This is a genomic window from Thermomicrobium sp. 4228-Ro (genome assembly GCF_026241205.1).
GTDB lineage: Bacteria > Chloroflexota > Chloroflexia > Thermomicrobiales > Thermomicrobiaceae > Thermomicrobium.
The window spans coordinates 1-4,933 of sequence record NZ_JAPFQM010000007.1 but is presented as its reverse complement, the minus strand read 5'-3'; the positions used below and the strand labels follow the sequence as shown (position 1 = coordinate 4,933).

The 4,933-nt window shown below is 62.4% G+C and carries 5 protein-coding genes; 1 reads left to right on the top strand and 4 read right to left on the bottom strand.

Going from position 1 to position 4,933, the window contains the following annotated elements:
- Positions 1 to 534 precede the first annotated feature (534 nt).
- From OO015_RS13620 to OO015_RS13605, 4 genes are read right to left on the bottom strand one after another with little or no spacing between them, the layout of a single operon-like run.
- Positions 535 to 1,380, bottom strand: coding sequence for a carbohydrate ABC transporter permease (locus tag OO015_RS13620; protein ID WP_265942109.1), 846 nt, complete (start codon positions 1,378 to 1,380; stop codon positions 535 to 537).
- Positions 1,377 to 2,390 carry a carbohydrate ABC transporter permease gene (locus OO015_RS13615; protein ID WP_265942107.1) on the bottom strand — a complete coding sequence of 338 codons (1,014 nt, stop codon included), beginning with the start codon at positions 2,388 to 2,390 and terminating at the stop codon, positions 1,377 to 1,379. Before OO015_RS13615 ends, OO015_RS13620 begins: the two co-directional genes overlap by 4 nt.
- Before the next feature lie 36 nt (positions 2,391 to 2,426).
- On the bottom strand, positions 2,427 to 3,779 hold the full coding sequence (locus tag OO015_RS13610) for an ABC transporter substrate-binding protein (protein ID WP_265942105.1): 1,353 nt from the start codon (positions 3,777 to 3,779) through the stop codon (positions 2,427 to 2,429).
- Positions 3,776 to 4,630: a FadR/GntR family transcriptional regulator gene (locus tag OO015_RS13605; RefSeq protein WP_265942103.1), complete on the bottom strand. Its 855-nt coding sequence runs from the start codon at positions 4,628 to 4,630 to the stop codon at positions 3,776 to 3,778. The genes OO015_RS13610 and OO015_RS13605 overlap by 4 nt, the downstream gene beginning before the upstream one ends.
- 50 nt (positions 4,631 to 4,680) lie before the next feature.
- On the opposite strand from OO015_RS13605, the gene OO015_RS13600 reads away from it, so the two are divergent.
- A complete protein-coding gene (locus OO015_RS13600) occupies positions 4,681 to 4,836 on the top strand; it encodes a hypothetical protein (RefSeq protein ID WP_265942101.1) in 156 nt (51 codons plus the stop codon).
- The last annotated feature ends 97 nt before the right edge of the window (positions 4,837 to 4,933 follow it).

The following is a 4,933-nucleotide window of genomic DNA, read 5'->3' as shown; positions in this document are numbered from 1 at the left end:
TATCGATCATTTCATATGTGCTCGTGGCGGACGGGCTCGGACTCCCGGCGTTCGTGGCGGTCGTCGCGTACGCGGTGGAACTCCCGGTGTAGGAGTCGACGGTATCGGTCGCCGGCTGGTTCGAACGCCGGCAGGCAGCACTGACGGTAAGGGGTAGGGTCGCGAGAAACATCAGGAGTTCTCTGCGTCGCATCGAATTCCCTTCGCGCTCTCTTCGATCCGAGTCGGTCGACCGGTGAGCGATCGATGAAGCGTCTCCGCAGTAATGATATGCAGTGATGGCGGGAGTGCAATGACGGTGGACTGCGTTGGCGAAAGCGGGTTCCGGTGACCGTTCTGGTCGCTGCGCGAGCTGGGGGGTGAAGGGAGGGGAAGCAGCTCCTGGCCAGCGCCGGATGCGCTCCAGCAGCGCTGGAGTCTGCTCGTCGGCGAAGGGAAGCGGTGTCCGGAATACGAAGCCTGCCATCGCCGACGCTGAGCAGCTCGCGGGGACCGCGGGCGCGGGAGCGACGAGGCTCGGTCGACTCCAGGCGACTAACCCTTGAGCGAACCCGCCAGCAAGCCACGCAGGAAGTAGCGACCCAGAAGGATGTAGACCAGTAGAGTGGGCAGCGCGACGAGAAGCGCCCCGGCCATCTGGACGTTCCACATCGTGTACTGACTTCCGGCGATGTTCTGCAGGGCAACCGTCACCGGTCTCTGTTCTGGCGAGTTCGTGATGACGAGTCCGAAGAGGAACTCGTTCCAAATCGAGGTGAATTGCCAGATCGCCACGACGACGAAGCCGGTTGCGGAGAGCGGAAGGATGATGCGCCAATAGATATTGAAAAACCCGGCACCATCCACTTTCGCTGCTTCGAGAAGTTCAGTAGGAATGGAGGCATAGTAGTTGCGGAAGATGAGCGTCGTGATCGGAATGCCGTAGACCACATGGGTGAGGATGAGTCCACTGATAGATCCGTAAAGACCGAGGCGCTGCAGGGTCAAGACGAGCGGGATGAGGATACTCTGGTAGGGAATGAACATTCCGAACAGGATCGCGGTGAAGAGGACATCGGAGCCGCGGAATCGCCACTTGGCCAGGACGTAACCGTTGAGCGAGCCGAGAAGGCTCGAGATGACGGTAGCGGGAATCACCATCTGCAGGCTGTTGAGGAAGCTGAGACGTAGCGTGTTCCAGGCTGCCTGGAAACTGTCGAAGCGCAGACCGGACGGAAGGTCCCACATGCGGTTAATGTTCACTTCGGCGAAACTTTTCATTCCCGTAATGAACATAAGGTAGACAGGCAGAAGATAGAACACTGCGAAGGCGAGCAAAATCGCGTATTTCGCAAGCTGAGACAGTCGGATCGTGGGAGCGGGTATCCGTGGCGCGCTCATCGCTCGGTCTCCGATCGCAGTCGCCAGATCAAGTAGGGGACGATGAGTATCGAGACCATCACCAGCATGACGATGGCGATGCTTGCGCCCTCGGCGTACTTGTTGCTCTTGAAGGTCGTCTCGTACATGAAGATGCCCGGTACGTCAGTCGCGAAGCCGGGACCGCCGCCGGTCTGAGTCATGATGAGGTCGAAGATCTTGAGGGAAATGTGGCCGAGGACGATCACGGCACTGAGGGTGATCGGCTGCAAGAGGGGAAAGGTTATATAGCGGAAGACCTGCCACTCGCTGGCACCGTCCACGCGAGCTGCTTCGCGGAGTTCGTCGGGGATTCCCCGCAAGGCGGCCAAATACATCGCCATCGTGAAGCCGGACATCTGCCAGATAGCGGCGATGATGACAGGGAGCATGGCGAGCGGGATTCCGAGCGGTACGCGGAGCCACTCGACCTGCAAGCCGCCGTTGGGCCAGACGTCGGACGTGGTGCTCCAGTCGATGAAGATCGGCAGTCCCAGCTTCCGAAAGAGCAAGTTCAGGCCAGTCGGCTCTTGGGGCGTCCCGGGCACGAAAAGCCATTGCCAGGCAGTGCCGGTCACCACGAAGGAGATCGCCATCGGGAAAAGATACACTGTCCGGAAGAACGACTCTCCTCGCACCTTCGAGTCGAGGAGGACCGCGAGGAGGAGGCCGATCGCCAGCGAACCGAGCAAGAAAAAGACCGTGAAGACGATCGTATTCCGGAGGTCGCTCTGGAAACGGTAGGACAAAAAGATCGTCGCATAGTTACGGAACCCGACGAAGGTGAAATCAGGGACGATTCCTTGCCAGCGACTCACCGAGACCAGTGTCGTCCAGAGGATGAAGCCGTACACGAACACGAGAATCGCTACCACAGACGGAGCGATCACGAGGAGAGGAAGCCACTGGCCGACACGCGGGAGGCGGGACTCGAGAACCGCCTCCCGTCGGGCCATGGCCGGCCGGACCGCCCCCGCCGCCTTTTCCGCCATCGTTCGACTCCACGTCCGTGTTCGAGCGCTCTGGGTCTAGCGAGAGAGTTCGCGCGCTGCCTCGATCAGCATGGACTTGACCTGCTTCTTGTCACGGCTGGCCGAGAAGACGTTGAGCGCGTTCCCGTACTCGGTCATGTAGGCCTCGTTCGCGGCTGCGCCGTGCACGACACTCGGTGCCAGTGCGTCCTGAGCGAACCGGTCGATCGAGTAGCGCAGGTACTCGTCGTACACGCTCTTGTCGGGATCGGTTCGCGCCGGGATCGATCCCTTCTTCGGGTTGAAGGCGTCCTGGCCCTCGCGCGAGCCACAAACCTTCAGCCACTCGATCGCATTGGAGCGGTGCGGCGCGCCCTTCGGCAGGCCGAAGCTGTCGCTCAGCCACATGAACATCCCATCGGTCCCTGGTGAGGGAGCCCACCCGAAGACCTCGCCAGGCTTGGCCCCTTTGTTGATGAAATAACCATAGGCCCAGTCACCCATGATCGTCATCGCAGCGGTCCCGTCGATGACACGCTGGGCGGCGTCCGCCCAACTGAGGGCCGCGCGATCTTCGTTCGCGAAGCTCAGGAAGCGGTCGAGTACCTCGATCGCCTCGTCCACGCGCGGGTCCGATTCCCACACGCTCGGTTCGCTGAACAGCTTCGTGTAGTCGGTCGGACCGAACACCGCGAGGAGCAGGTCCTCGAACAGGTGCGGGACCTCGAACTTGTCCTTGCCGCCGACCGAGAGCGGCGTGACGCCGGCCGCTTTGAGCTTTTCGGCCACCGTGTAAAAGTCGTCGAGCGTCCGCGGCGGTTGGAGTCCATGGTCAGCCAGAAGTTTCTTGTTGTACCAAAGCATGTTCGAGCGGTGGATATTGACGGGTACCGAGAAGAACTCGCCTTTGTACGAGATCTGGTCGAGCAGCGTCTTGGGCATGACCTTCAGCCAGCCCTCCTGCTCGAAGAGATCGTTGATCGGCTCCATCTTCCCGGCCACGACCCAGGTACCGATGAGTTCCTGCCCCGCATGGACTTGGAAACTGTCAGGCGGGTTTCCTCCCTGCATGCGGGTGACCAGAACGGCCTTGGCATTGGTCCCTGCGCCTCCGGCGACTGTAGCGTTGATGATTTCCACGCCGGGCTTCCGCTTCTTGAAGATGTCGAAAAGCGCTGCCAGGCCGTCGGCCTCACCCGGGTTCGTCCACCAGCTGAAGATCTCCAGTTTGTCCTCGGTACCAGTAGTCGCGGGGGTCTGAGCTGCCTGCGGGGCTGGCGTCGGTGTCGGTTGGGTTCCGCCGGCGCAGGCAGCCAGGAGGCTCGATCCGCTGGAGAGCGCAAGACCGAGCGCGAGCGCTCGCCGCATGATTTGTCGCCGTGTGACCCCTCGGTTGCGTGCGGTGCTCATCGTGTCCTCCTCTCCTTCCTCACGTGTGCCGATGCGACGGATCCAACGTCTCGCGGTGCGCGGACTCGCGATTCTCTCGGTCGCGGGGAAGCCTCGGCTGCCGGCAAGGCCGGCTTCCCTCGCGGACCGGCTGGATGCTCGAGTGCCTCGACCATCAGGTCGGGCGGCAAGGACCACGCACGGGCATTGCCTTCGAGGTGAGAGCGCATCGCTGCCTCGGCCGCCTGGGGGTCCTGCTGGGCCAACGCTCGGAAGATGCGCTCGTGCTCTTCGGTCACGGCAGCGAGGGAGGCCCAGAGCCGGTTGGTCACTCGTCGGCTGGCCATGAGGAGCCAGCGGCAGGAGTACAGGATCCGATGCAAGACGCGATTGTCGAGGACGTTGCAGATCTCGGCGTGAAACTGGAGGTCGTACTCGAGGTACCGATCGGGATCGCTCTCCAGTGCCCGCATGCGACCGAGTATCGCCTCCAGTCGATGCAGCTGGTCCATCCCGATGCGCTGAGCGGCGCGTGCCGCGACGACTGGCTCGATCATGAGGCGCACCTCGTGGAGGTCGGCTAGAAGACGCCGAACCTCCACTGGGTCGAGGATCTCGAGCATCAGCGGGTGGAGGTAGTTCCAGTCCTCGGGTGGGCGTAGTGTCATCCGGCGTCCGGAGGAGATCCGCACGATGTCGAGGCTCCCGAGAAGTTGCATCGCCTCGCGTGCGACCGTGCGGGATACGTCGTACTGTGCGCAGATCTCCTGTTCCGACGGGAGCGTCGCACCAGGATCGTGCGCGACCGTCAGGATCTGGCGACCGAGCTGGATCGCTACCTGAGTCGGGAGTTTCCAAACCTCCCGGGTCACCACCCGTCGCCCCCTTCGGCGCACGTGAGACGGCAGAGCTGTCGGACAGTATGATAGCAGAGCGATACGACGACCTCAAGAGTCCCGGTCGCGGTCTCGAACGGAACGGCGAGTCCCTGACCGGTGACGGGCTGTTCGCTCGACGGATCGCGCGATCGCTGTGGGGTGCTGACGGAGCCTCGGCGGTCGACCACCACCTGCGGTAGACGGACGGTCGTGCAAGCTGCAGCGGACTCTCTCGCCTCGAGCCGGTGCGGGGAAGGGTGTGTCGCTGGGAGGGCGGAGCCGCGCTCATTGGGATTG